Annotated in this window: 17 protein-coding genes; 9 read left to right on the top strand and 8 right to left on the bottom strand. The window is 66.1% G+C overall.

Annotated features, from left to right (window positions below):
• Nucleotides 1-121 precede the first annotated feature (121 nt).
• Nucleotides 122-1,078 carry a response regulator gene (locus tag NZU74_07110; protein MCS6881086.1) on the bottom strand — a complete coding sequence of 319 codons (957 nt, stop codon included), beginning with the start codon at nt 1,076-1,078 and terminating at the stop codon, nt 122-124.
• 44 nt (nt 1,079-1,122) lie between these two features.
• Nucleotides 1,123-2,088, bottom strand: coding sequence for an alcohol dehydrogenase catalytic domain-containing protein (locus NZU74_07115; protein ID MCS6881087.1), 966 nt, complete (start codon nt 2,086-2,088; stop codon nt 1,123-1,125).
• 432 nt (nt 2,089-2,520) lie between these two features.
• On the opposite strand from NZU74_07115, the gene fmt reads away from it, so the two are divergent.
• The 3 genes from fmt (at nt 2,521) to NZU74_07130 (ending at nt 4,682) form a co-directional block, all read left to right on the top strand.
• On the top strand, nt 2,521-3,462 hold the full coding sequence (fmt, locus tag NZU74_07120; GenBank protein MCS6881088.1) for a methionyl-tRNA formyltransferase: 942 nt from the start codon (nt 2,521-2,523) through the stop codon (nt 3,460-3,462).
• 152 nt (nt 3,463-3,614) lie between these two features.
• Nucleotides 3,615-4,049 carry a hypothetical protein gene (locus NZU74_07125; protein MCS6881089.1) on the top strand — a complete coding sequence of 145 codons (435 nt, stop codon included), beginning with the start codon at nt 3,615-3,617 and terminating at the stop codon, nt 4,047-4,049.
• Between the two features lie 63 nt (nt 4,050-4,112).
• Nucleotides 4,113-4,682, top strand: coding sequence for an SH3 domain-containing protein (locus NZU74_07130; protein MCS6881090.1), 570 nt, complete (start codon nt 4,113-4,115; stop codon nt 4,680-4,682).
• Here the strand turns inward: NZU74_07130 and NZU74_07135 are convergent.
• Together NZU74_07135 and NZU74_07140 are read right to left on the bottom strand one after the other, a co-directional pair.
• Nucleotides 4,595-5,320: a 1-acyl-sn-glycerol-3-phosphate acyltransferase gene (locus NZU74_07135; protein ID MCS6881091.1), complete on the bottom strand. Its 726-nt coding sequence runs from the start codon at nt 5,318-5,320 to the stop codon at nt 4,595-4,597. The genes NZU74_07130 and NZU74_07135 overlap by 88 nt on opposite strands.
• Before the next feature lie 49 nt (nt 5,321-5,369).
• Complete coding sequence (locus tag NZU74_07140; GenBank protein ID MCS6881092.1) at nt 5,370-5,807, bottom strand: DUF2231 domain-containing protein; 438 nt, start codon at nt 5,805-5,807, stop codon at nt 5,370-5,372.
• 565 nt (nt 5,808-6,372) lie between these two features.
• Between NZU74_07140 and NZU74_07145 the strand changes: the two genes are divergently transcribed.
• The 4 genes from NZU74_07145 to NZU74_07160 all read left to right on the top strand — a co-directional run bounded on the left by NZU74_07145 (nt 6,373) and on the right by NZU74_07160 (nt 10,430).
• Nucleotides 6,373-7,263, top strand: a complete 891-nt coding sequence (locus NZU74_07145) for a DUF1028 domain-containing protein (protein MCS6881093.1) — start codon at nt 6,373-6,375, stop codon at nt 7,261-7,263.
• 571 nt (nt 7,264-7,834) lie between these two features.
• Nucleotides 7,835-8,845, top strand: coding sequence for an energy-coupling factor ABC transporter permease (locus NZU74_07150; GenBank protein MCS6881094.1), 1,011 nt, complete (start codon nt 7,835-7,837; stop codon nt 8,843-8,845).
• 17 nt (nt 8,846-8,862) lie between these two features.
• Nucleotides 8,863-9,660, top strand: a complete 798-nt coding sequence (gene cbiQ / locus NZU74_07155; GenBank protein MCS6881095.1) for a cobalt ECF transporter T component CbiQ — start codon at nt 8,863-8,865, stop codon at nt 9,658-9,660.
• Nucleotides 9,661-9,719: 59 nt separating this feature from the next.
• Nucleotides 9,720-10,430 carry an energy-coupling factor ABC transporter ATP-binding protein gene (locus tag NZU74_07160; protein ID MCS6881096.1) on the top strand — a complete coding sequence of 237 codons (711 nt, stop codon included), beginning with the start codon at nt 9,720-9,722 and terminating at the stop codon, nt 10,428-10,430.
• Between the two features lie 66 nt (nt 10,431-10,496).
• On the opposite strand, the gene NZU74_07165 is transcribed toward NZU74_07160, so the two are convergent.
• Nucleotides 10,497-11,609: a hypothetical protein gene (locus NZU74_07165; protein ID MCS6881097.1), complete on the bottom strand. Its 1,113-nt coding sequence runs from the start codon at nt 11,607-11,609 to the stop codon at nt 10,497-10,499.
• A gap of 664 nt (nt 11,610-12,273) precedes the next feature.
• Between NZU74_07165 and NZU74_07170 the strand changes: the two genes are divergently transcribed.
• Together NZU74_07170 and NZU74_07175 are read left to right on the top strand one after the other, a co-directional pair.
• A complete protein-coding gene (locus tag NZU74_07170; GenBank protein ID MCS6881098.1) occupies nt 12,274-12,789 on the top strand; it encodes a GNAT family N-acetyltransferase in 516 nt (171 codons plus the stop codon).
• A gap of 477 nt (nt 12,790-13,266) precedes the next feature.
• Nucleotides 13,267-18,762, top strand: coding sequence for an AMP-binding protein (locus NZU74_07175; GenBank protein MCS6881099.1), 5,496 nt, complete (start codon nt 13,267-13,269; stop codon nt 18,760-18,762).
• Between the two features lie 346 nt (nt 18,763-19,108).
• On the opposite strand, the gene NZU74_07180 is transcribed toward NZU74_07175, so the two are convergent.
• The 3 genes from NZU74_07180 to recN all read right to left on the bottom strand — a co-directional run bounded on the left by NZU74_07180 (nt 19,109) and on the right by recN (nt 25,523).
• Nucleotides 19,109-20,134 carry an undecaprenyl/decaprenyl-phosphate alpha-N-acetylglucosaminyl 1-phosphate transferase gene (locus NZU74_07180; protein ID MCS6881100.1) on the bottom strand — a complete coding sequence of 342 codons (1,026 nt, stop codon included), beginning with the start codon at nt 20,132-20,134 and terminating at the stop codon, nt 19,109-19,111.
• Nucleotides 20,135-20,248: 114 nt separating this feature from the next.
• Nucleotides 20,249-23,530: an O-antigen ligase family protein gene (locus NZU74_07185; protein ID MCS6881101.1), complete on the bottom strand. Its 3,282-nt coding sequence runs from the start codon at nt 23,528-23,530 to the stop codon at nt 20,249-20,251.
• Nucleotides 23,531-23,705: 175 nt separating this feature from the next.
• Nucleotides 23,706-25,523: a DNA repair protein RecN gene (gene recN / locus NZU74_07190; protein ID MCS6881102.1), complete on the bottom strand. Its 1,818-nt coding sequence runs from the start codon at nt 25,521-25,523 to the stop codon at nt 23,706-23,708.
• Between the last annotated feature and the right edge of the window lie 370 nt (nt 25,524-25,893).

Here is a 25,893-nt window from a genome sequence, read left to right on the forward strand (position 1 = left end):
AAAATGCTTACATCCGCCAGAGGTGCGGGCAGCCGGATCTTCCCCGCCTCCGACCGGTGACGGTTCAGCGCCAGACCGACCAGGTCCAGACACCGTATGCTCAATCCAAAATCGGCGCTCATCAGGGGCCCACCCAGTAGGGCGAGCCATCGGCAGGATCGACCGCGTAGGCGCTGTGGCGGTAGCGCTTGGCCACCTGCTTCATGGAGGCGGCCCGGCGGCTGAGGTCCTCGACATCGCGGGTCTGTCCGGCGTGATAGACGATCCCGCCAATCGCCAGGCCCATCAGCGGGAAGCGCCGCCAGGCGCCGTCGCGATCACGGGTCTCCAGATAGCCGCGCGCCAGTTCCTCACTCTCGTAGAGTTTTGGCACGAGCGCCTCAAAGCCCGTGATAATGTCGCGACATAGCGCCCGCGTGCGGTCCGGCGGGCAAAGAATGGCGAAGTCATCGCCGCCGATGTGACCAAGAAAGGCGGCCCCTGCCTCCCGGCGGGTCGCCTCGCCCAGCAACCCGGCGAGTTCGCGGATGGCCATATCACCCCGGACGAAGCCGTAGAAGTCGTTAAAGGCCTTGAAGTTGCCCAGATCGGCGTGAAGCAGGGTGAAGGGAAGCCGCTGGCCCAGACGCTGCCGCATCTCGCCAAGGAGGAGGGTATTGCCCGGCAGACCCGTAAGCGGGCTATGCACCGGGTGGCGCGCGGCCCGGCGCAGGTGACCGCGTATCCGGGCGATGAGTTCGGTTCCGATCACTGGCTTGGTAACAAAATCATCGGCGCCGTTCTCAAAGCCCTTTACCAGGTCACGGGGGGCGCCGCGAACACTTACAATGATCATTGGCAGGTGCGCGGTGCGAGTATCGTTGCGCAGTTGGCGCAATGCCTCGTACCCGTCCAGATGCGGCATCACCAGGTCAATCAGGATCAGATCCGGCAGGCGTTCCTGGGCCAGGCGCACCAGGGTATGACCGTCGTGGGCGACAAGGACGGCAAAGCCCGCCTCGACCAGCAACAGGGTTATCAACTGGCAGAACTGCCGGTCATCATCGCCGATGAGAATCGTTTGACGCGTTCGTGCCATCGGATGAACCGCCGTGTTGTGGGGTTTGACGTATCCTCACGAGGTCACAGACCGGCGCCTTCCGGCTGGATTCGTAGCAGCACCTTCATCGCTCCCAGGGCCGCGGCAAAGGCGGCGACGCCATCGCGGAGGTCGTACCGGGCGCTGATAAGCGGGGCGGTTTCGATCAAGCCGCGCTCGAGCAAGCGCAGGGCCGGCGCGAATGGGCCGCAGCGCGAACCGATCAGGGTGATCTCGTCCACAACCAGCATGCTCAGGTTTAACTCGGAGGGTGCATGAAAGGTGCTTTTCAGCACCAGGCGGCCCCGTGGCCGCACCAGGGCGCGCGCGGTAGCCAGGCCGGCGGGTTGCCCGGTGCAATCAACCACCACGTCGAACTGCTCGCCGGCAACCTCCGCGGCGCTGACGCAGCGCACTCCCTGGCGGCGATAAAGCTCCCAGCGTTCTGGATGCCGCCCTACCAGCGTCACCGCGCAACCCGGCAGCCGGGCAACCTGCACGATCATCGCTCCGAGCTTGCCGTCGCCAACCACCGCGACCCGGTCTTCGGGGCGAAGGTGGCATTGTTGCAGGATCTCGAGCGCGGCAGCCAGCGGTTCAACCCATACCGCCTGCTCATCGCTGAGCGTCTCGGGCACGGGGTGCAAACAGTGAACGGGCAACGCTACCAGGTCGGCCATCGCTCCATCGCGCCGGTCTATGCCCAGGGTAGTGCGCCGGGGACAATGGGGGTAATCACCGCGCTGGCAGGTGGGGCAGCGCAAACAGGCCGCGTTGATCTCTCCCACCACGCGCCGTCCGAGCCACGCCGGGTCCTCACAGGCCGCTACCGTGCCGACAAACTCATGGCCAAGCACCCCGCGAAAGCCCATGTAGCCGCGGGTGATCTCGATATCCGTATTGCAGATGCCGGCCAGATGGGGACGAACCAGCGCCTCGCCGGGCGCAAGGGGAGGCTCGGGATAGTCGGTCACGAAGCGGAGCGTTCCGTCAAAGATCAAGGCGTGCATCAGCGCCTCTGTTCATATGCAGACGGCTAACACCGCATCATGGCTTCCAACCGCTTACGTCTACTCATCGGAGATGCTATTGACGGCAATTTCAGTGAAGATTTTAGCGCATCCAGGAGATTGACATTCTTAGACCATGAGAGAACTGGTAGTGCGTCCGCGCATTTCATTTACAGACCACTTATGACCCGTACATTATACTATAATCGTGATATCCTCCGCAACTGCGGCGCCCTGACCTGCCAGGGCCAATCCGACGTCTCCGGGGCAGACCCTGGACGCCGGGTTTCTCGCTGGTTCTACCGGCGTAGCTGCCAGAACCGGCGAACCCTGTCGAGCGGTCTGGCCGCGTTGCGCTCCACCACCAGCGGTTGAATGGTATGAGCGCTGGCCGCGACCTGCCGCGCCGCTGCTCGTAGGAGAGAGCAAGCCATGCGACTAATTTTTCTAGGCAGCCCGGCCTTCGCCGTCTATCCTCTGGAGGCCCTGGTCGCCGCTGGCCACACCATCGCCGCGGTCATCACCCAGCCGGACCGGCCGGCCGGCCGCGAGCGGCGGCTGACACCGCCGCCGGTCAAAGTGGCCGCCGAACGGCTGGGATTGCCCGTACTCCAGCCGGCCACGCTCCGCGACTCGAACGTGGTCGCGCAACTGACCGAGTTGCGCCCCGAAGCGGGCATCGTGGCCGCCTACGGCGAGATTCTGCGCCGGAACGTGCTGGCCATCCCGCCCCTTGGCTACCTGAACGTGCACCCCTCGCTGTTGCCCCGGCATCGCGGCCCCACCCCCGTGGCCGGCGCCATTCTGGCCGGCGATGCCGAGACGGGGGTGAGCATTATGCTGCTCGACCAGGGGATGGACAGCGGTCCAATCCTGGCCCAGATCACCGTGCCCCTGCCGCCCGACGCCCGGACCGGACCGCTCACCGAAGAACTGTTCCGCCTCGGAGCGCGGCTCCTGGTCGAGGCCCTGGAGTCCTATGCCGCTGGCGCGCTCACTCCCCAGCCCCAGGATCACGCTCGCGCCACCATCACCCGCCTGCTTAAGAAAGAAGACGGGCAGATTGACTGGTCGTTGCCCGCAGCGCATATCGAACGCATGACCCGTGCTTACGACCCCTGGCCGGGCGCCTACTCCCACTGGCGCGGCCAGCCCCTGCGCATCCTGAGCGCGGCCGTCCGGCCCGATCCGCCAGGCGCACCCTCCGCCCCGGGGACCCTGCTTGGCCGCGGTCCGGCGGGGGGGCCGCTGGTGGCCACAGGCCAGGGCGCCCTGGAACTGCTGGAAGTGCAACCCGCCGGCAAGCGCGCCATGCCGGGCGCCGACTGGTTCAACGGACTCCGCGATCCGACCGGGCGCCTTGGCGACGCATGACTGACGCGGCGCGTCACCAGTCTTGCAGAGCCACCGCAATTCTCGTATAATCGGCACTACGACCCACGGTATAGCGCGCACAGCAACACGCTCGGGCCAGGCCGTATGGCCCGCGGGGGCGAGTGCGCCATAGCTTCATGAGGAATAAGCCGATGGCCTACTTCAAGGATGAAGCCGAACTGCAGCAGATCCTTGGCGCGCTCTTTGACCAGTTGAAAGCTGATGCCCGCGTCGCCCCCAAGATTTCCGAAGCCAAGATCATCATCCGCTGGATCTACGACGAACCCAAGGGTGTGGTAACGATTGACGCCGCTCATCCCCCCACCCAGCCGGGAGCGTACATTGATGTCATCTGGGGCGAGTCGGACCTCAAGCCCGATGTCGAGATGAGCATGAAGGCCGACATCGCCCATCGCTTCTGGCATGGTCAGGTCAACCTGATGGCCGCGCTTACCCGGCGTCAGATCATCGCCAAGGGGCCAATCCCCAAGATCCTGAAACTGCTCCCCGCCGTTGAACCCGCCTACACCTTGTATCCGAAGCTCCTGCGCGAGATGGGCCGTGAGGACCTGGTGCTTACGAAGTAACGCCGTTCGCTCGATGCTCCCATGCCGGCACGATCCGGTGATCGTGCCGGCGCTCTCTGGACCATGCCGACGAGCAACAGCGAGATGTACGACCGCGGCGTGCGTGACGCCGCCAATGACGAACTGAACCCGTTCTACTACCAGCACTATTACTACTATCGTAAAGGCTACGACGATACTCGCCGCCAGCTCCGTCGGCGGCAGCGCCGGTCATCTCCGTTCATCGCCCTGCTTGCCGCTCTGCTCGTTCTTGGCGGGGCAGGCGCCCTGTACTGGTGGTTGGCGCGCCCACTGAGCGCACCGGTTGCCCCGGTTCCCACTCCCATGGCCCTGCCGGTTCCCACCCTTCCGCCAACCGTGGCGCCTTCGCCCACAGCTACCCCATCGCCCGCTCGTCTGGCTATAGGCGCGCGCGCGCGGGTGACCAACCTGGGGGGAGCCGCGTTGCGGGCCCGCGCCGCCCCCGGCCTGTCCAGCCCCATAACGGCCCGCATCCCCGAAGGCCGCGAGGTGACCATCCTCGAAGGCCCGGTCGAAGCCGACGGCTACGTCTGGTGGCGTGTTGAAGCGACCGAGGGCGCCGGCTGGGTCGCCGAACGTTCTTCAGAGGGCACGGTGTTCCTGTCGCCATAGGGCCCATGCCACTCCGCCGGGAGCATAGCCGCAATACGGTACATCATCTCGGCGGTGAGTTGCTCCATCTGGTCGGGTGGAATCTGACCGTTCGGAAACGGCGCGACGGTGTATGGCTCGCCGATCCGTACCAGGATGGGCCTGCGTCTGAGGGCGCCCCATAGCCCGTGCTCCGTCCCCTGGATAGCGCAGGGGACAATCGGCACTCCGGCCTGCATCGCCAGACGCACGGCGCCGCCGCGCCCCCGCTGCAACACCCCCGTGCGGCTGCGATGCCCCTCTGGAAAGACCAGCAGCACCGCGCCGTTGCGCAGCGCCCGCGCCGCGGCATCGAGCGCGGCGGCGTCGCTCTTCCCTCGTTGAATGGGGATCGCGTCCATCCAGCGCAGGAACCAGGCTGCCAGGGGATTGCGGAACAACTCGGCCTTGGCCAGCCAGGAGAGCCGGTAGCGTAACGGCAGCACCGCGCCGACCACGGGGATGTCCATCCAGTGAATATGGTTCATCACGAGGACCATCCCCCCTGCCGCGCGCGGCGGCAGGCGCTCCAGGCCCTCGGCCCGCCAGCGAAACCAGCCAATCAACCGGCAGAAGTTCGTAAGGAAGTAGAGCAGCGTGTAAACAATCGTAACAAACATCGCCTGGGCTCCGGTGGAGAAGGGAACCTGGACGCCGCAGCGGACGTGATTACAACTGTACTCCAAGGCCAAACCGGTACACCAGTTGCCCTCCCAGCCAGCCACCCACGACCAGGAGCAGCGCCCCGATGGCGTGGAGCCGTAGATAGCTGCGACGGGCCGTGGCATCGGCAAGCAGGTCAGACCGCCGCCGCCGGAGTAACAGGGCCCGCCCGTACACGATCAGCGCCGCGATATTGACGAACGCATGGGCGTTAACCCAGCCGATCAGACCCCGGATCGCTTCGGGGCCGATCAACTGCCGCGCGGCATCGAAGGCGCCGCTGAGCGCCGCCACCACGCCGGCTATCCAGCCGACCAGCAGACAATGATAGGCGCTCGTCTCCCAGGCAGCCTCTCCTCGGCGCAGGGCGATCAGGGTGAATAACCCGCTCACCAGGAGCAAGGCGATGGGAAAATGAACCGTGAACGGGTGCAGCGCGCTCATATCCCTGGAATTATAGCACGCCACGGCGCTCGCAGACGGGCCTCATCGCCCCTCCATGCGGGCATGCCCTATCAGGATTGCGTCCGGCGCAGCCATGATTTTGCCGCCTCTACGCCGGACGCGGGGCCCGCTGCTGCTACAAAACGCGAATTGATCGCCAGCAGTTCCGCGCGCGCCCCGCTAGCGGGAGTCGAGTAGCATGAGGCCATGCCGCGCCGCTGATGATCGTCGGTGTTCGAGGCTTCATCTGTCGCAATGCCTATCCAGTATACTTGATCGGGGCGCGGGGAGACGGTGACCATGCGCTCGCGCTCGCGGCAGCGAAGCCGGGCCCGAGCCCGACACTGGGGGAACAGGACGGATCGCAGAGGGCTGCACTCTCTGCCCTTCCCCCTATGGGACTCCAGATGCGGCGATCCAGAACCTACAATCCGCGACGGTATAACGTAAACTCGACCGGTTGTAAAGATTGTGGGAAAAGCGGGCGTCCCTCTGCCCCGGCGGGTATTGACGCAAAGGTATGCGCAATTGCGGACCGAAATCATAAGATATAAGGGGGACAGCCATGCCGGTACTTGCCACGTTCTCGGTTGTGGCCCGTGATCCCGCGAACGGCGACCTGGGCGTCGCCGTGCAATCGAAGTTTCTGGCGGTTGGATCGGTAGTGCCCTGGGCCCGGGCCGGTGCGGGCGCCCTGGCCACGCAGGCGCTGGCCAACATCCGCTACGGCCCCGATGGGCTGGCCCTGATGGCCGAGGGCCTGAGCGCCGCCGAAACGCTCGCTCGTCTGCTGCGAGAGGACCCCGGTCGCGATCAGCGCCAGGTGGGCCTGGTGGACGCCCGTGGCGGCGTGGCGGCCTACACGGGTTCAGCCTGTATGCCCTGGGCTGGTCATCGCCTCGGCACGGGATATGTCGTGCTGGGCAACATCCTCGCCGGACCGCGCGTGGTCGAGGCTATGGCCGAGCGTTTTGAGACTGCGCGGGGCGAACTGGCCGAGCGGCTGGTGCTAGCCCTGGCGGCCGGCGAGGCGGCCGGCGGCGACCGGCGCGGTCGCCAGTCGGCGGCGCTCTATGTCGCGCGCGCCGGTGGCGCCTACGGCGGCAACTTCGACCGCTACGTTGATCTCCGGGTGGATGATCATCCCGATCCCCTCGCCGAACTGGAGCGGCTGCTTCGCCTCCATCGCTTTTACCTCACCGCTGCTGATCCCGCTACCCTCATTCCCCTCACGCCCGAACTCACCCGCGAGATCCAGCTCTTCCTCAACACTATGGGCTACTACAGCGGTCCGGCTGATGGCCGCTTTGAGACCCTCACCCGCACCGCCCTCGAAACCTACGGCGGGATCGAAAACCTGGAGATGCGCCTCACCGGCCTCGACCGGGGGCTGATCGATCCCCTGGTTGTGGAGTATATGCGCCGCCAGCGCCACGAACGCTCCGGGGGCGCCTGAGACGCCAGCAGGGCCGCGCCCGGGGCGCGGGCAAGGTTCCCCTCTGCGGCGGTGTAGGGCAGCGGAGCGACCTCAGGGTCATTTTTCGATGGTTCTGGCGATCCATTCGCCAGAACCGGCGAAAAAACAGAAGTTCGGGGCCAGCGTAGAGACGCTGCCTGCGATCCGGGGCTGCGTCCCTTCTCAGGTGTAGGGTTTTCCGACGCATGCTCGCGTCGCATGCGTCATCCGGGGCATTGGGACGCCCAACTCCCCCTCCCGCTCGCGGGAGAGGCGGGCGGGGTGGGTGAGGATCGTAAGCGCATTGGAATGCCGAAAACCCCTTCTCCCGCGATAAACCCTACACCTGAGGAGGCTGCGTCCCTCTCTTCCATCCATCAGGTATAATGCACACTATAGACCTGTCATTCACACGAGCCTTCATAGCGGCAGAGGGTGGGCGCCCGCGACCTGCAAGCATTGCCCGTCGTGCTGCGCGGCAACGGCGCTTTCGAAGGAGCGCGGCTCTTCGAGCCTCACCCACAGGGAGAAGTCTCGATGGAACGCTGTGTGAAGTCTCAAGGAGGAGCGTATGCTGGTGCAAGCCCTTGGCCAGGCCATACTGCTGGGGATGCACATTCCTGACGGCTTTCTCTCCGTGCCAGTGGCCCTGCTATGGTGGGTGCTCACCATCGCCGCGCTGGCCCTCGCGGTGCAGCGGACGCAAGGCTTCGATGAGCGCCGGGTTCCCTTTATGGGGGTGATGGCCGCGTTCATCTTTGCCGCGCAGATGCTCAACTTCCCCGTCCTCGGCGGCACTTCCGGGCACCTTCTTGGCGGCGCGCTTGCGGCGCTGCTGCTCGGCCCCTGGGCAGGGATGCTCGTTATGACCTGCGTGATTGCGTTGCAGGCGCTGCTCTTCCAGGATGGCGGCCTGCTGGCCCTCGGCGCGAATGTGTTCAATATGGGCGTGGCCGCCACCCTGGTGGGCTATGGCGTGGGCATGCCCCTGATGCGCGCTGCCGGCGGCAAGCCCTGGGGCCTGATCGTCGCCGGTTTCGTGGCCGCCTGGCTCTCGGTGATGGTCGCCGCGTTCCTCACCTCGCTGCAACTGGTGCTGTCAGGGCTCTCCGCCGCGGTGGTCTTTCCTGCCATGCTCTTCGTGCATGCCTTCATCGGGATCGGCGAGGGGTTGATCACCGTGGCCGCCCTGGCTTTCGTCGCCACTATGCGGCCCGATCTCGTACCTGCCCTCGCCGAAGGCCTCGACGCCCGCGCACTGAGCCGGGCGATGAGCCGCAGCGCTATGCTTAGCGTGACGCTCATCGGCCTGGCCATCGCTGTCGGGCTGGCATTCCTCTCGCCAATGGCTTCGGCTGATCCCGACGGCCTGGAGCGTGTCGCAGAGGACCACGGCTTCATCGAGCGCGCCCAGGACCCGGCCTACAACATACTGCCAGACTACACCATCCCTGGCCTTGACGGGCCGCTCTCGACCATTCTCTCCGGAGTGATTGGCCTGCTCATCGTCTTTACCCTGGCCTATGGCATTATGCTCCTGATTCGCGGTCGCCGGAAATCCGGCCAGGGATCGACAAGCTAGACTTGCTCCATACCGCCATGGCGCATGCATCATCGCTGGATCCCTATGTTGACCGAGCCAGCCCCGTTCACGCTCTCGATGCGCGAGTGAAACTCCTCCTTACCCTGGCGCTGGTGCTGGCAGTGGCCCTGATCCCCGCTGGCCGCTGGCTGCCGCTGGCAGCCAGCGCCGCATTGCTGTGGTGGGCAGTGCTGCGCTCGGCGGTTGGTCCCGCTTTGATCCTGCGACGCGCCTTCATCGCGGCGCCGTTCGCCTTTGCTGCTTTGACCCTGGTCTTTACGCGCCCTGGGACGCCAATCATTGCACTGTCCTTCGGACCCGTCGCCCTCACCGCCACTGATGCCGGCCTGATCGCCTTCCTGTCGGTCATTCTCAAAACCTGGCTCTCGGTGCAGGCCGCCCTGCTGCTCATGGCAACGAGCCGCTTCACCGAGGTGCTCGGCGCGTTGCGCTCCCTCGGCCTCCCTGCCATCCTGGTCACGATGCTGGGCGCCGCCTACCGCTATGTGTTCGTGCTGGTTGATGAGGCGGAGCGCATGCTGCGCGCTCGGGAGAGCCGCGCCGCCGCCATGCCCGGGCGACGCGCGGGCAGGTCGCTCGTCTGGCGCGCCAGAGTGCTTGGAGGCATCATCGGCGCGCTGTTTCTGCGCGCCTATGCGCGGAGCGAGCGCATCCACGCGGCCATGCTCTCCCGCGGCTACACCGGCGAGTGGCGCAGCCTGCCCGCTCGCCCCCTTGCCAGCAGTGAACAAGGGGTGCTGATCACCGGCGTCGCCCTGCTTGCCGCCATCGTCTGGCTGGCCTACCGGCCCTGAAAGCCACCTCCGTGAGCACGTCCCTCGAACCGCAAACGCACCCATCACTAACCCTTGCCTTGCCCCCCGTACTCCTGGAACTGCGCGACGTGCGCTACGTCTATCCCGACGGAACGCCCGCCCTGCGCGGCATCTCCCTGCGCCTGGCCGCAGGCGAGAAGGCCGCCCTGGTAGGGCTTAACGGCGCGGGCAAGAGCACCCTCCTCATGCACCTGAACGGCATCCTGCGGGCCGCCTCCGGCGCCGTGCTTGTAGAGGGCGTGCCGGTCACCGGCGCTACTGTTCGCCACATCCGCGCGCGAGTGGGAATGGTGTTCCAGGACCCCGACGATCAACTCTTCTCGCCGACCGTGTTCGACGATGTTGCCTTCGGGCCGCTGCATATGGGGATGGCCGAAGCCGAGGTGCGGGCCAGGGTGAGCCGGGCGCTGGAGCAGGTCGGCATGAGCGGGTTCGACCGGCGCGTCCCGCACCATCTCAGCCCGGGGCAGCGCAAACGGATCGCCATTGCCACCGTACTGGCGATGGACCCTGTCTTGCTCGCCCTGGACGAGCCTTCCGCCGGTCTCGACCCGCGCGCCCGGCGCGAGCTGATCGCCCTGCTGCGCGCGCTACCGCAGGCCATGCTCGTCGCCACCCACGATCTGTCTATGGTCGCCGAGGTCTTCCCACGGGCAATTGTGCTGAGCGAAGGGCTGGTGGCCTACGACGGACCCAGCGCCTCCCTGCTCAGCAATACCGCCCTTCTGGAGCAGTATGGCCTCTGCTGAAACATGCTCCGCGACCCCGACGGGATTCAGCGGGGCAACGCTGCGAGTTGCTCCATCGCCGTATCTTCACCGCCGGGGGGGCGTATTCGTCGGCGCGGGGGTCGGCGCCGGCCCCTGGCGCAGCAGGTCGCTGAGACGGCGCACATCGGCCCAGTTGGTTTCGCTGGCGACCGGAGCGATTGGCGTGTACAGCGTGTCGAGGGCAAAGACCTGCACCGCAAAGCGCTGGCCGCCGACGCTAATGATCCGGCTCTCATCTAGCGGCGCGCCCAGGGGCCGCCCGGCGTGGGCCTCGCTCAGCATGTAGTTGTGAAAGGCCCAGGTTGGGTGAAACTGCACATTCGAGGCCAGAAAGGTCTCGGTCACCAGGGCCTGCTCCAGCGACCCGCCATACGCTCGCAACGACGGCTCGCCGACGACCCGGCCCGCCCAGGCCGCCACCTGTCGCCGGATGGCCGCGATGTACGCCGTCGGCGCATTGCCGTCCGATTGCGGCGCGTAGACCGGCACGGCCTTTTCGACCGTATCCATCCCCCGATTGATGTAGCCGAGGATCAGTTCGCACCAGTCGCGCATCCCGTCCTGCCAGGTGTGGTAGCGCGCGAAGCCCTGCACTACGCCAGGCGAGCGTTCGGCGCGGACGGCTCGGCGCTGCATACCCCAGTTCCGCAGATCGCCCCGCGCGCAGGCGCCGGTGGTGCAGTACTGGGATTCGTGCTGGAAGAAGGCCAGCGCCACTGCCGGATCGAGGCCATAGGCCACGATAATGCCGTATAGCTCATCGGCGTGCGGCGCCGCTGGCGAGCCAGCAGCGGCAAGGATCTGGCTGAATGCTCCCTGTGAGATGCGCGGCGCGGATTTGAAGGTCAGGCCGCCCTGTGCCCGCGCCGCCGGAGTGAGCGCAACCCACGACCCGGCCAGCGCACCCGCCAGGATCAACCCGAGCGCCGTCAGCCGCCATCCCTCACGCCGGAGCAACGGCGCCAGGCGCGCTACCAGTAACACCCCGGCCCCCCAGCCCATCACTGCCGCGATACGGGCCGCCTGCTCGAACGTGAGCACCTCCAGCACCAGCAGGGGAGACAGACTGAGACCCGTCAGCGCCAGCGCGGCCAGCGCCAGCGGTTCGATCCGCGCGCGCCAGACGTTCTGGAGCCACGTCCACGAAAACTGTCGCATCGCGAGCCTCCAACGTTCGTCGTTTGCCGTTGGAGCGTAGTATACAGGCAACTTTCGACTTGCGCTATCCCTAAGCGAAGTAGCGTGCGATATTGTAAGGAAAATAAGTCTTTACGTTAGCAGCGTCATCGCCAGAACCAACCACGGGCTTCCTCTAAAGCAACGCCTCTGGCAGCGGCCCGGTCGTGTAACCAGAGAGGTCCCAGCCTGTGGTAGGATAAGACACAGTTCAAGCCAGCTTGCCACTGCGCCCCATTAGCAAGCTAGCCGGTCGGTGAACGAAGGTTTATTGCATTTCCGCACCCCCTCCCGGCCTTCTCCCGCCACGGGGACAAGGTGGACGTCCTCCCCCGGCGGGGGAGGGTTGGGGAGTTCTCAGGTGTAGGGTTTCTCAGCGCATCCTCGCGTCGCATGCGCCATCCGGGGCATTGAGACCCCCAAATCCCCTCTCCCGCACGCGGGAGAAGGGGGCGGGGGGTGAGGATTGTAAGCGCATTGGAATGCCGAAAACCCCTGCTCGCTCGAAAAACCCTACACCTGAGAGGGTTTGGGGAGGGGGCAGGCGGTTGCCGGAAAAACTTCATTCATAGACTTGTGTAATCATAAATCTATAATCACATCCACGCTGCGCCTGCCTGGCATCAACAAATCTACAAGCTAAAACATGCCGATCGTTACCGTCACTACGACCTATCTGGAACTGCCGAGCCGCGCGCACTTTCGCCCGGCGTTCAGCGCCGATCCCGACGTGCAGATCATCGAGGCCTGCGAGCCGTTGCCCGCCTTCTACCGCTTTCTCTATCAGACCGTCGGCCAACTCTACCACTGGACGGACCGGCTAGCCTGGAGCGATGAGCGCCTCGGCAGCTACCTGGCGCGGCCGAGCGTTTCGGTGCTGGTGCTCTACCTGCGCGGCACGCCGGCTGGCTACCTCGAACTCAACCGTGAGTCAGAAGAACCGGGTACGGAGGTGGCCTACTTCGGCCTCTTTCCGCCGTTCCACGGGCGCGGCTATGGCCGGCACCTGCTCTCTGCCGGCGTGCAGCGCGCCTTCGACGATGGCGCCGGGCGCGTCTGGGTGCATACCTGCACCCTCGATGGCCCCTACGCCCTGGCCAACTACCGGGCCCGCGGGTTTGCGCCCTACCGGATGGTCACCCATGAGCAGAACCTACCGTGAACCAGGAGGGCCTCGCCCTCGCGGGCATACCCTGGTGATGACCGGCAGAGGCCGGGGAAACCCGCACAGGCGCCTATTCTGCTGGCAAGCCCTTGCGTCGCACTGCTCGTTTTGGGCAATGGGAAGCCCAATGCCCCCTTCTCTCGCGAGCGGGAGAGGGGGAAGGAGGGTGAGGGTCGTGCGTGCACGGGAATGCGGAAAACATCCCGCTCGCTCCAGGAACGCTACACTTGCAAGGTGGGGAAACCTGGTTTACTCACCCCCCGCCGAACGGAAGGAGGCGCATGAACCGTACCCCCTACCCACCAGAACGGGTAGGCTTCTACCGCCCAAGTCACCCTTGACGAAGTGCGTCATACCGGTTACGCTACCCACTAGTCCCCTTTGTTCATCGCGTCACAACCGACGCGGATCAGGAAGTGTCGTATACGTCATAGACGACACCCGGTAGGTAGTATTGAAAGTGGAGGCTTACCGATGATCGAGGCCGCGCACCTCGCCCCCCCTCGCACGCCGCGCACGAACCCTATTCGCTCCCGTGCCGATTGGGAGGCCCAACGCCGCGCTTTCCTGGCCGATCCTGGCGGATTTTTCGGCGCGATCGCCCGCAGCGCCATCCACTGGTACGATCCGGCGCTCAAAGCCTGGATTACCTGGGACGAGTCGGAGAACCGCTGGACCGGGCTTGACGCCGCGACCGGCGCCCCGGTGGAAGTGCCGTATGAGGCCGAGCATCAGCCCTGGGCGCGCGCCTTCAACGACGACAATCCGCCGTTCTATCGCTGGTTCGAAGGTGGTCTGACCAACGCCTGTTTCAACGAAGTTGATCGCCACGTGCTCCTCGGCTACGGCGACGAAATTGCGCTCATCTTTGAAGGCGACCGCTGGGACAACTCGCTCAACGGCGGGCGCGGCGGCCCGGTCACCGAGGAGAAGGTCACCCGCAAGCGCCTGCTGCTCGAGGTGGTCAAGGCCGCCCTGGTGCTCACCGGTCTCGGTCTGAAGCAGGGCGACCGCATCGCCCTCAATATGCCCAACATCCTCGACCAGCTCTACTACACCGAGGCGGCCAAGCGCCTGGGCATTATCTACACCCCCGTCTTCGGCGGCTTCTCCGACAAGACCCTGAGCGACCGCATTCACAATGCCGGCGCCCGCCTGGTGATCACCTCCGACGGGGCCTACCGCAACGCCCAGATCGTGCCCTATAAGGAGGTCTATACCGACCAGGCCCTCGATAAGTTCATTCCGGTCGAGACGGCCGTAGCAATCGTCGAGCAAACGCTCGCCAGGCTGGGCGTCAAGCCCGAATACGCCGGCAAGATCGTTTCGACGGTACAGGCGACCATCGCCGAGGACATCACCGTCGAGCGCTCCGATGTGATGCGCGGCGTCGGCAAGGCGCTGCAGGAGCTGAGCGGCCTCGATGTCGCCGTGCAGTCGCAGATCCGCACCACCATTGCCAAGGCGCTCGTGGCTTCCCCGCCTCGCGTCGAAGCGGTGATCGTGGTCAAGCATACGGCCCAGGAACTCCTCTGGCGCCCTGAGCGCGATCACTGGAGCCACGAACTGACCGCGCAGGCCCTCGAGCGGATCCTCGCTACCGCGCGCGCCCGCGGCCTCAACGTCAACTCCGAAGCCGACCTGCTCGCCCTGCCCGTTGAACAGTTCTACTCCGTCCTCGCCAGCCTGGCCCCCTGCACCCCCGTGGACGCCGAGTACCCGATGTTCATTATTTACACCAGCGGGAGCACCGGCAAACCCAAGGGTGTCGTGCACGTCCACGGCGGCTACGTGGCCGGCCTGGTCCACACCATGAAGGTCAGCTTTGACGCCGAGCCGGGTGACACGGTCTTCGTCGTGGCCGATCCGGGCTGGATCACCGGGCAGAGCTACATGATCACCGCCAGCCTCGCCAGTCGTTGCACCAGCATCCTGCTCGAAGGCTCGCCGGTCTTCCCCAGTGCCGGCCGCTTCGCCAGCGTCATCGAGCGCAACAAGGTGCAGGTCTTCAAGGCGGGCGTCACCTTCCTCAAATCGGTAATGACTAATCCGCAGAACGTGGCCGACGTGCAGCAGTACGATATGAGCTCCCTGCGCGTCTGCACCTTCTGCGCCGAGCCGGTCTCGCCCGCGGTCCAGCAGTTCGGCATGGAGATTATGTCGCCCCAGTATATCAACTCCTACTGGGCGACCGAGCACGGCGGGATCGTCTGGACCCACTTCTACGGCAACGATGATTTCCCGCTGCGTCCCGACGCGCATACCTATCCCCTGCCCTGGGTCATCGGCGATGTCTGGGTGACCGAGACTCCGCCGGAAGGCGGCGAGCTGGTCTACCGCCCGGCCGATTTCGAGGAGAAGGGCGAGATTGTCATCACCGCTCCCTACCCCTATCTCACGCGCACGATCTGGGGCGACGTGCCCACCCTGGAGGCCGTCGTGCGCGGCGAGCGGCCCCTGAGTGACTGGCGCGGCGATGCCCAGCGCTTCGTGAAGACCTACTGGCGCCGCGGCCCCAACGGCGAGTGGGCCTACGTCCAGGGCGACTTCGCGATGAAGTACGCCGATGGCTCCTTCACCCTCCATGGCCGCTCCGACGACGTGATCAACGTCTCCGGCCACCGCATGGGCACCGAGGAGATTGAGGGCGCCATCCTCCGCGATAAGCAGATCACCCCCGACTCGCCCGTCGGCAACTGCATCGTCGTCGGCGCGCCCCACCGCGAGAAGGGCCTCACCCCCGTCGCCTTCATTCTCACCGCCCCTGGCCGCCGGCTCACCAGCAACGACCGCCGACGCCTCGACGACCTGGTGCGCAATGAGAAGGGCGTGGTCGCCGTTCCCGAGGATTACATCGAGGTCTCGGCCTTCCCCGAAACGCGCAGCGGCAAGTACATGCGCCGCTTCCTGCGCAACCTGATGCTCGACGAGCCGCTGGGCGACACCACCACTCTGCGCAATCCCGAGTCGCTCGAGGAGATCCGCCAGAAGATTGATGAGTGGAAGCGCAAGCAGAAGCTCTCCGACGAGCAGCAGATCTTCGAGCGCTATCGCTACTTCCGCATCGAGTACCACGCCATCACGTCCGGCCCGCGGGCAAAGGCCGCCGAGGACGTCAAACGCCTGGCGATTGTGACCGTCACCAACCCGCCGGTCAACGCCCTCAACGAGCGCGCCCTCGACGAATTGAACACTATCGTTGACCACCTGTCGCGTCGCCGGGACGTCTTTGCGGTGATCTTCACCGGCCAGGGCACCAAGAGCTTCGTCGCCGGCGCCGATATTCGCCAGTTGCTCGAAGACATCCATACCGTCGAGGACGCCATCGCCCTGCCCAACAACGCCCACCTGGCCTTCCGCAAGATCGAGCGCATGGACAAGCCCTGCATCGCCGCCATCAATGGCGTGGCCCTCGGCGGTGGTCTCGAGTTCGCCCTGGCCTGCCACTTCCGCGTCACCGATCTGCACGCCGAGTTCGGCCAGCCCGAGATCAATCTGCGCCTGCTCCCCGGCTACGGCGGCACGCAGCGCCTGCCGCGCCTGCTCTACAAGCAGAACAACGGCACCGGCACCCTGCGCGCCCTGGAGATGATCCTCGGCGGACGCACCATCACTGCCGAAGAGGCCCTCGAAATCGGCCTGGTTGACGTCCTCGCCACCGACGCCCAGGACTGCCTGAGCGTCGCCAGCGCCCTGGCGCGCGAGTATGCCACCGGCGGCGGCGTGCTCAAGGAGGCCTTCGAGCGCCGCAAGGCCGCCCTCGCCGCCTGGGAGGAGCCCCAGCCCCACTTCGTCAAGGACGAACTCAACGCCATTATCCAGAACCCGCGCATCAAGCGCATCATCGCCCAGGCGGCCACCGCCGGCCGCACCAGGGCCGTCGAGCGCGCCCTGGAAGCCATCCGCTACGGCTTCGAGCACGGCTTTGAGAAGGGCCTCGCCCACGAAGCGCGCCTCTTCGCCGAGGCCGTCGTTGACCCCGAGGGCGGCAAGAAGGGCATCCAGGACTTTATGGACAAGCGCTCGGCGCCGCTGCCCACCCGCCGGACGCTGGTCACCCCGGAGCAGGAGAAGATGTACCTCGAAACCGGCCAGCTTCTGCCCATCGGCTCGCCCTTCTTCCCCGGCGTGACCCCCATTCCCAGGTGGCAGTACGCTCAGGGTGTCATTCGCGACCCCGAAACCGGCGCAGGGGTGCTGGGCGATCCCAAGGATGTCGAGCGGCAGATCATCATTCCTGTTGAACATCCCGCGCCCAACCAGGCCCTGCTCTATATCCTCGCCAGTGAGGTCAACTTCAACGACATCTGGGCCATTACCGGCATTCCGGTCTCGCTCTTCGATGAGCACGACCGCGACTGGCACATCACCGGTTCGGGCGGCGTGGCCCTCGTCGTCGCCGTGGGCGAAGAACTGCGCAAGGAAGGCCGCATCAAGGTCGGCGATCTGGTGGCCATCTACTCCGGTCAGAACGACCTGCTTTCACCAATGGTCGGTCTCGACCCGATGGCCGCCGATTTCGTCATCCAGGGCTACAATACGCCCGACGGCTCGCACCAGCAGTTCATGCTGGCCCAGGCCCCGCAGTGCATGCCGCTGGCGCCGGATATGTCGCTGGAGGCCGCCGGGAGCTTCATGCTCAACCTCGGCACCGCCTACCGCGCCCTGTTCACCACCCTGGCCATCAAGCCCGGCAAGAGCATCTTCATCGAAGGCGCCGCCACCGGCACCGGCCTCGACTCGGCCCGCTCGGCGGCCCGCAACGGTCTCAACGTGATCGGTATGGTCTCCAGCGAGGCCCGCGCCAAAACCCTGCTCGAAGCCGGCGGCAAGGGCTACATCAATCGCAAGGACCCCTCCATCGCCCACATTTTCACGCGCATCCCCGCCGATCCGTCGAAGTGGGCCGAGTGGGAGAAGGCCGGCGAGCCCTTGCTGAATATGTTCCGCGCCCAGAACAACCATCACCTCGCCGACTACGCCATCTCTCACGCTGGCGAGCAGGCCTTCCCGCGCAGCTTCCAGCTCCTCGGCGAACCGCGCGACGGCCACATCCCCACCCTTACCTTCTACGGCGCCAGTTCGGGCTACCATTTCACCTTCCTCGGCAAGCCCGGCCACGCCAGCCCCGAGGAGATGATGCGCCGCGCCGGTCTGCGCGCCGGCCAGGCGGTGCTGATCTACTACGGTGTGGAAGGCGATGGCGCCCTGGAAGATGAGCCTGGCCTCGAGGCTATCGAAGCCGCCCGCGCGTTGGGCGCGCGCATCGTGGTGGTCACCTACACCGACGCCCAGCGCGAGTTCGTCCTCAGCCTCGGCTTTGGCGCGGCTCTCCGCGGCGTGGTCAGCATTGAAGAACTGCACCGCCGCCACGGCGAGGACTTCGACTGGCCGCGCACCATGCCCGACCTGCCCGACTCCAAGACCGACCCCCAGGGGCTGAAAGAGGCCGTGCGCCGCTTCAACGACCTCACCTTCAAGCCCCTGGGCAGCGCCGTAGGCGTCTTCCTCAGCAGCGCCGACAACCCCCGCGGCTATCCCGATATGATCATCGAGCGGGCCGGCCACGACGCGCTCAACGTTAGCGCCATGCTGGTCAAGCCCTTCATCGGGCGTATCGTTTACTTCGAGGAGCTTGGCGGGCGGCGCTACTCGTTCTTCGCCCCCCAGATCTGGATGCGCCAGCGCCGGATCTACATGCCCACCGCCAACATCTGGGGCACCCACCTCTCGAACGCCTACGAGATCCTGCGCCTGCTCGATGAGATCAGCGCCGGTCTGCTCTCCATCACCGAACCGGTCTTTGTCGAGTGGAAGGAGCTCTCCGAGGCCCATCAGGCCATGTGGGAGAACCGCCACACCGGGGCCACCTATGTCGTCAACCACGCCCTGCCCCGCCCCGGCATCAAGACGAAGGACGAGTTGTACGAAGCCTGGGCCGAGATGCTGCGCGAGCGCGGGTTAGCGTAATCGGCCCGTCCGGCGGCGCCGGATAAGCGCCGCTATCCCCCAGGGCGCCCCGCTGGGGCGCCCTGGGTTTTTACGGTGGACCGGAAGGGTCTGGGAGGGCGGCGCCCTCCCAGACCATCGCCCTTCTCAGGTGTAGGGTTTTCCGGCGCATGCTCGCGTCGCATGCGCCATCTGGGGCGCCGGGACGCCCAACTTCCCCCTCTTCTGCGAGCGGGAGAGGGGGGCAGGGGAGGTGAGGACCGTAAGCGCATTGGAATGCCGAAAACCCCTGCTCACCCAAAAAACCCTACACCTGAGAGCACCCTCCCCCGGCCAGGGGCGCAGGGAAACCCGGTTTCTCCGCGTTTCACCTCGGACGCGACGGCATCCCCGACGGGCAGACTCGCTCCAGCCAGACGATCCCGACTGCTCCCACCGCGGCCAGGGCGCCGGCGACGACATAGGCTTCCAGCGGGCGCGCCTGCGTGAGATAGACGCCTACCAGCCCGCAGGCCCCGGCCAGCAGGTAGCAGGTCAGCACCGCCTCGCGTCTGGTCAACCCCAGGGCGTGCAGGCGGTGCGAGAGATGATCCTTCCCCGCTGTGGTGAACGGGTTGACTCTCCGCCGCAGTCGCCCCACCACCACCAGCGCCGTGTCAAAGATCGGCAAGGCAAGCACGCAAACCGGCACCATCCAGGTGACCAGCGGCGTGTTTCCCAGAAAGCGCAGCTTGATCGCCAGGGCCGCCAGCACGAAACCGATGAACAGGCTGCCCGTATCGCCCATGAAGATGGTTGCCGGATTCAGGTTGTAGCGCAGGAAACCCAAACAGGCGCCGATCAGCGCCGCTGCCATCGCGCCGACCAGCACCTGGCGCGGAGTGTTCATCGCCGCCAGCAGCAAAAAAAAGGCCGCCGCAATCGTCGCGACGCCGCCCGACAGTCCATCCATGTTATCGAGGAAGTTGAGGGCGTTGGTGATGCCCACCACCCAGACAATGGTCACAACCCAGTTCAGCCAGGGGTGCGGAAAGAGATGCACCTGGGTGCCGCCCAGCACCAGCACCGCCCCGGCCAGAACCTGCCCCCCCAGTTTGGCGAGCGCCCCCAGCCCCCAGCGGTCATCAGCGAACCCGAAGAGGGAGATCAGCGTAGCCCCCAGCAAGATCCCGATCAGTTCGCGAACGTAGAAACGGTCGCCGAAGAGCAGCAGCGCCACGACGAAGGCGCCGTAGATTGCCGCCCCGCCCAGCAGCGGCACAGGCGCAATGTGGACGTCCCGCGTCCGCGGAACCGAAACCACCCCGGCGCGCAGCGCCACCCGCCGCATCAGCGGCGTGGCGACCATCGAGAAGGTAAGCGCGACCAGGGCGATCAACGCAATCTGGATCATGGCTCTTTCACCACCGGCTGCCCCTCACGATTTTGGATTTGGGATTTTGGATTGCCGATTTGTCACGGCGCCTTCGGCGGGAACACTGCCCCCAATCCCAAATCCCAAATCGCCCTACCCTCCTGCTCGCGCCTGCTCAATCAACTCGATCAGGCGCCGGGTGACGGCGATCTCTTCTTCCGCTCCAGGCTGGACGCGCAGCGTCTCCAGCGCTCGCCGCGCCTCGGCCAGGGCCTCGTCGTAGCGCAGGGTGTCGCTCAGCACAATCGCGTAGTTGCGGCGGTAGCTGGTCTGGCCCGGTTGCAGCTCGGCGGCGCGCCGGTACGGCTCAAGCGCGCCGCGGATGTCCCCCGCCCGCACCGCCAGCAGCCCGGTGGCGCTGTAGAGCAGGGCCACCTGCCGCCGCAGGGCCTCGATGTCCGTGCCTGGCGACCTGCCGGCCTCGGCGGCCGCCAGGCGCTCCTCCTGCCGGGCCGCGTGGCGCGCGTAGGCGTCACGCAGTTGTCGCAGCAGCTCCGGGCGCCCCGCCAGACCATCAGCGATGCGCTCGATGGAACCGGCAACCAGCGTCCCCGACAATTCTATCGCTTTCACGTAGGCCGCTACCGCCGCTTCTGGATCATTGTGCTGGAGACGCGCCAGGTCTCCCTGCCGCAGGTACGTGTCGGCATAGCGCGGGTCGAGGCGTTCAGAGTAGCGCAGCAATTCGGCAGCCTGCTCGTAGAACTGGCGCGCCTGCGCTGCGTCGCCATTCGCGGCGTAGTAATCGCCAACGGAGATGGTCACGCCAGCGCGCTCGTTGAGCAAGGTCACATCGCGGGGCGCGATCGGCGTCACGCGCTCGTACCACTGTAGCGCAGCGTTCAACCGGCTCGGATCGGCGCTCCAACTGTACCAGTAGCTGTTGAGGCGCCCGAGATTAGCGAAATGGTCTTTGTTGAGCGGGTTGAGGGTGTGGGCGCGGAGCAGCGCCGCCTCGGCGTAGCTCATCATCGCCATCGGCGAGGTGCGCTCGACAAAGCCAACGACCGCCTCCTGACCGTTGAGGGCAAGCAAATCGTTTATGTCAACCTTTGCCGACGCCTCGCCTGGCGGCACGCCGGCAACGCGCAGCGCGTCGGCGGCGCCCATCAACGTGCGTCCCAGGTGCAGGTAGTAGAAATCTTCGCCGGGATTACGGCGCACCGCCTGGAGATACTCATCCAGCGCCTGCACCGCCCGGTTCAGATCCAGATCGCCTTCGCTCAGCCCCTGGCCCTGCTGGAAGTGCATATCCGCCACAATCGGCGCCGCGTTGAAGCGCCAGACCGCGCCAAGGGCCAGCGCAGCGATCAGAGCCGGGAGCAGCCACAACCCGAAGCTCGACGGAGCGGCGCGCGCCGGTTGGCGGGGCGCCGCGGCGCGGCTGGCGCCTTTGCCCCCCGAGGCGGCTCGCCGGCGCTTTTCGCCCCGCGAGTCCGGGGCCGCATGGGCAGCCCCGGCCTGCTCGGGCGCCGGCTCAACCGCCGCGGGGGCCAGCGACAGAGAATACTGTCCGTTCATCGCCCCGCCGGCCACGACCAGCGCCAGGATCACCCAGAACATCATCAGGGTCGAAACAATGGGAATGCCGGTCAACCCCTCGACCACGTGGGTAACGATGGCGCTCAGACAGGCAAGAAAAAACGCCTGCCAGCGCCAGTCGCCGCTTGCGCGCATCAGGCGCCAGGCCAGCGCCACTGCGCTGAATACCAGGAACAGGTAGCTTGCCAGCCCGAGCAATCCCCTGGTCACCAATTCGTCAAGCAGGGCCTGGTGCGAGCGATCCGGCGAAGCGCCACGAGCCTCGACGTTCGCCAGCGAGGGCGGATAGAAGCGGTTGAAGGCCACGAACATGCTCTCCGGTCCCCACCCGACGAGCATGCGCCGCCAGTCGCTGGTAATCAGCGCTATCGCCCCCCCGGCGTGCTCGTCGCCGAACCAGATCAGCCGGCGCACCAGGCCAGTGCCGCGGTCAACTTCCAGCAACCGCCCCATTCGGCCGATGTAGGGAACTTCGCGCAGTTGCTGAATGAACGGCGCCTGGGAAAGATTAAAGATCAACAGAAAGACAACCCCGAGGGCTGCCGCGGCTGTCCAGCCGATGAGCAGGGCGTGCAGGCGCCGCAGGCGGACAGGGTCGCCCGCGACGCGCGCCTGGCGCATGGCCTGCCACAGCAACAGCGAACAGAAGACGAACAGCCCTGCTCCCAGCCCCAGCCAGGGGCCGCGACTCTGGGTGAAGAAGATGGCCGCCAGCAGCGCCAGCGCGACCACTCCCGCCTCTCCAGCCAGCCAGTGATGCCACAGGCGCGAAGGCTGCTCCGGCAGGCGCGGCAGCGTGTGGGCTAGGGTATAGGCGCCCAGCGCCATCAGCACTGCCAGGGCGAGCCAGAGCCACCAGTCGAGCGCGCGGCCCCCCGCGCTCGCGCTCACAAAGACCTGCAATCCGGCGCTGGCCGTAGCCGCGAACTGCACGCCCAGCGTGAGCAGGTAACCGAGCAGCAGCAGAGCCGGCCACCAGGGCAGCCGCGCTCCCGCGCGCTCATAGCCGGTCGTCGGCAGCCACCACAGGGCCGTCGCGCAGACCACCGCGCCCGGCAAGGCCCACCAGTAGCGAAAATCCACCGTGCGCACCGCGGCGCCGAACTTGATCAGCGCCAGCACCAGCAGCAGCCCGGCGCCAAACAGCAACAGGCGGGTCAGCCCCCAGAGCTGCTCGTTGCGCGCGCTGGCCGGAGCGGGCGCCGTTCGCGCGGCGCTTTGCTCGGCCACCAGCCGGTAGAGCGCCAGCGGCACAACCATGATCATGTAGGCCGCGACGAAGATCGAGTTGCCCATGGTCGAAGCCACGCGCGTAATCACATCGCCGCGCCAGGGCAGCGGATCCAACCCCTGGTGTTGCAGGATGCCATAGCCAGCCACGGCAAACCCCGCGGCTAGGCTCATCGTCACAACGCGCTCGATCTGCTCCACGCGGCGCAGGGTGGCGATCATCACCACGAAGAGAGCGATATAGGAGAGATGGGTCAGCGTGCCCTGCATACGCTGGTAGGACCCCCAGAAACTGATGCCGGGCACGATCGAGAATGCCGTGGCCAGAAGGTAGACCAGGGCGTAGAGCAGGACGGGCACGGCCAGGGGCAGGGACAGAACGCGCCGCCACAGTGGCGGGGCGTTTGCCGGAGGCGGAGGGCTGGCGGGCTGCGATGCGCGGCTGACCAGGGCATTGAGCCAGCGCGCCAGCGCCGCGGAGCTGGCGACGAGCGCCAGCGAACGGAGCAACGCGGCCTTATCCGGCTCGAAATGGCGCGCCGAGTAGAGGTTAAAGACCATCGGCGCCATGGTCAGCGCAAGCACCCAGCAGGCTTCGCTCACCCAGGCGCACCATCGGTCAATCGTTGTATGGGTTGGCATCATAAGCGGGAGGGAGGGCCACGAACGGTGAGCGTACCGGGCGCCTGCACGTGCAGATGGCCGGTGTTATCGCGCCCGGCGCATCTGGAGCAGTCGGCATTGCGCGCATGCCTCGATTGGTCGCATGGAACCTCGGCTAGACAGGGGCGACGCTGCTGCGCCGGCTGCCTCGCGACGGGGCAGGCTGGCCCTGGCGCTGCTGTTTCCAGTGCGCCGCGCGAGTAAGGATTTCGCGCGCGTTGGCCCGGCTGTGTTCATTCGGGGCGCCATCGAGCATGGCGGCGATTTCATCAATACGCTGGCTCTCATCAAGGTGGGTGACGCTGGTGCGCGTGCGTTCGCCAGCGATCTCCTTGCGGATATGAAAGTGCGCATCAGCGAACGCCGCCACCTGCGGCAGGTGGGTGATGCAGATGACCTGATGGTTCTCGGTGATCGTCCACAGCCGCTGGCCTACGACGTGGCCGGCGCGCCCGCCGACCCCCACGTCAATCTCGTCGAAAATCAGCGTTGCAACCTCGTCCACCCGTGACAGGATTGACTTGAGCGCCAGCAGCAGGCGCGCGCTTTCGCCGCCCGAGGCGATCTTCGCCAGCGGCTTGAGCGGCTCGCCGGGGTTGGGAGCGATCAGGAACTCCACCCGGTCGATCCCCGTCCGATCACAGGCCAGGCGCCGGCCGGCCAGCGGCACGCCCTCGGGATCATCAGCGTGCTCGATGTGGACAGCAAAGCGCACATTCGGCATGGCCAGATCGGTCATGGATTGCTCGATCTGGCGCGCAAGCTCATCACCAACCAGACGGCGACGGCGCGACAGCTCGCCGGCCAGTTCGGCCAGTTCCGCGAGGACTGCCGCCTCTTGCTGGAGCAGGGCTGCGATATGCTCTTCGCTATGGGTTAGCCTTTCAATCTCTGCCTCGGCGCTGGCGGCGCGGGCGATCACCTGGGCCAGATCGCCACCGTACTTGCGTTGCAGATCGCGCAGTACGGTCAGGCGGTCCTCAATCGCCTCAAGGCGACCGGGTTCAAAATCAAGACCAAGACGGTAACTGCGCACTGCCGCCGCCAGGTCTTCCAGTTGATAGTGGAGATCGCTGGCCGTGGCGGCCATGGCCGCCACGGCGGGGTCAAAGCGCGCCAGTTCTTCAAGGTTGGCAGCGATCCGCGCCATCGCCTCGACCACCGCGGGCGCGGCGGAGCGGCCGCTGTCGCGCCCTTCGTAGAGGGCGGCATAGACATCGTTGGCCAGGCTCGTAATGCGCGCCGCGTTCTGAAGCACCGCCCGTTCGCGCAGCAGTTCGCCCTCCTCCTCGGGACGCAGTCGTGCGGCGCGTACATCCTCCAGCAGGTAGCGCAGTTCTTCGACGCGCTGCTGGCGACGCGCCTCGCCGCGACGCAACTCGGCGATTTCCTCGCGCAGGGCGCGCACGCGGGCCACCTGAGCGGCCACCCGTTCGCGCAGCGCAAGCAGTTCGCCAAACCGGTCGAGCAGGTCGAGATGGGTGCGCGTGTTGAACAACGACAGGCCTTCGTGCTGCCCGTGAATATCGAGGAGCCGCGCGCCAATCTCGCGCAGCACATTGAGGCTCACCGCCTGCCGGTTCACCCGGGCCACGCTCCGGCCCGTCTCGGCGCTGATCTCGCGGGTGAGGACGAGTTGCTCGTCGCCGTCGTCCAGCAAGCCGTATTCCTGGAGCAGGGACGGCACTCGCGGGCAATCCTCAAGACTGAAGACGCCCTCGACGCGCGCGCGGGGGCGGCCTGCGCGCACCAGCGACGGATCCGCTTTCTCGCCGCGCAACGCGCCCAGCGCGTCAATGATGATGGATTTACCGGCGCCGGTCTCGCCGGTGAGCACGTTAAAGCCGGCGTCAAAACGCAGGTGCAGCCGGTCAATAATCGCAAAGTCGCTGATCTGCAACTCAAGCAGCATAGGCCAGACGGGTGCGAACATCTGAGCGTGGTTTTCGCCACGACTTGCATTGTACCACAGCCGCTTACGGCAGGGCAACGCACCGGCGACGAGGCGCCTGTCTGGAGATATACCGCATCCACGCCCTCAGGGTTGCGCGCAGGGTTCATGTCTGCCAAGTGGCGGCAAACAGCTCATCCTCATACGATGCTCCTCTGCGGGCTTGCGGTTACTCTGAACCCATCCCGCTCAACCCGCGCTTTGCATGCCCGCCAAAACGTGTTATAATCAAGGCCGCTTGCCAACGTCACATGCTGCGAGACTGGCATCAGAGACCTCGTCCGTCCCCTGGTGGCTCGTCAGAACTTCTTCGCTCGAAGGGAATGTACGTTGTGGTGGCCGAGCGAGGCAG

This window comes from Chloroflexaceae bacterium (assembly GCA_025057155.1).
In the GTDB taxonomy this organism is placed as follows: Bacteria; Chloroflexota; Chloroflexia; order Chloroflexales; family Chloroflexaceae; genus JACAEO01.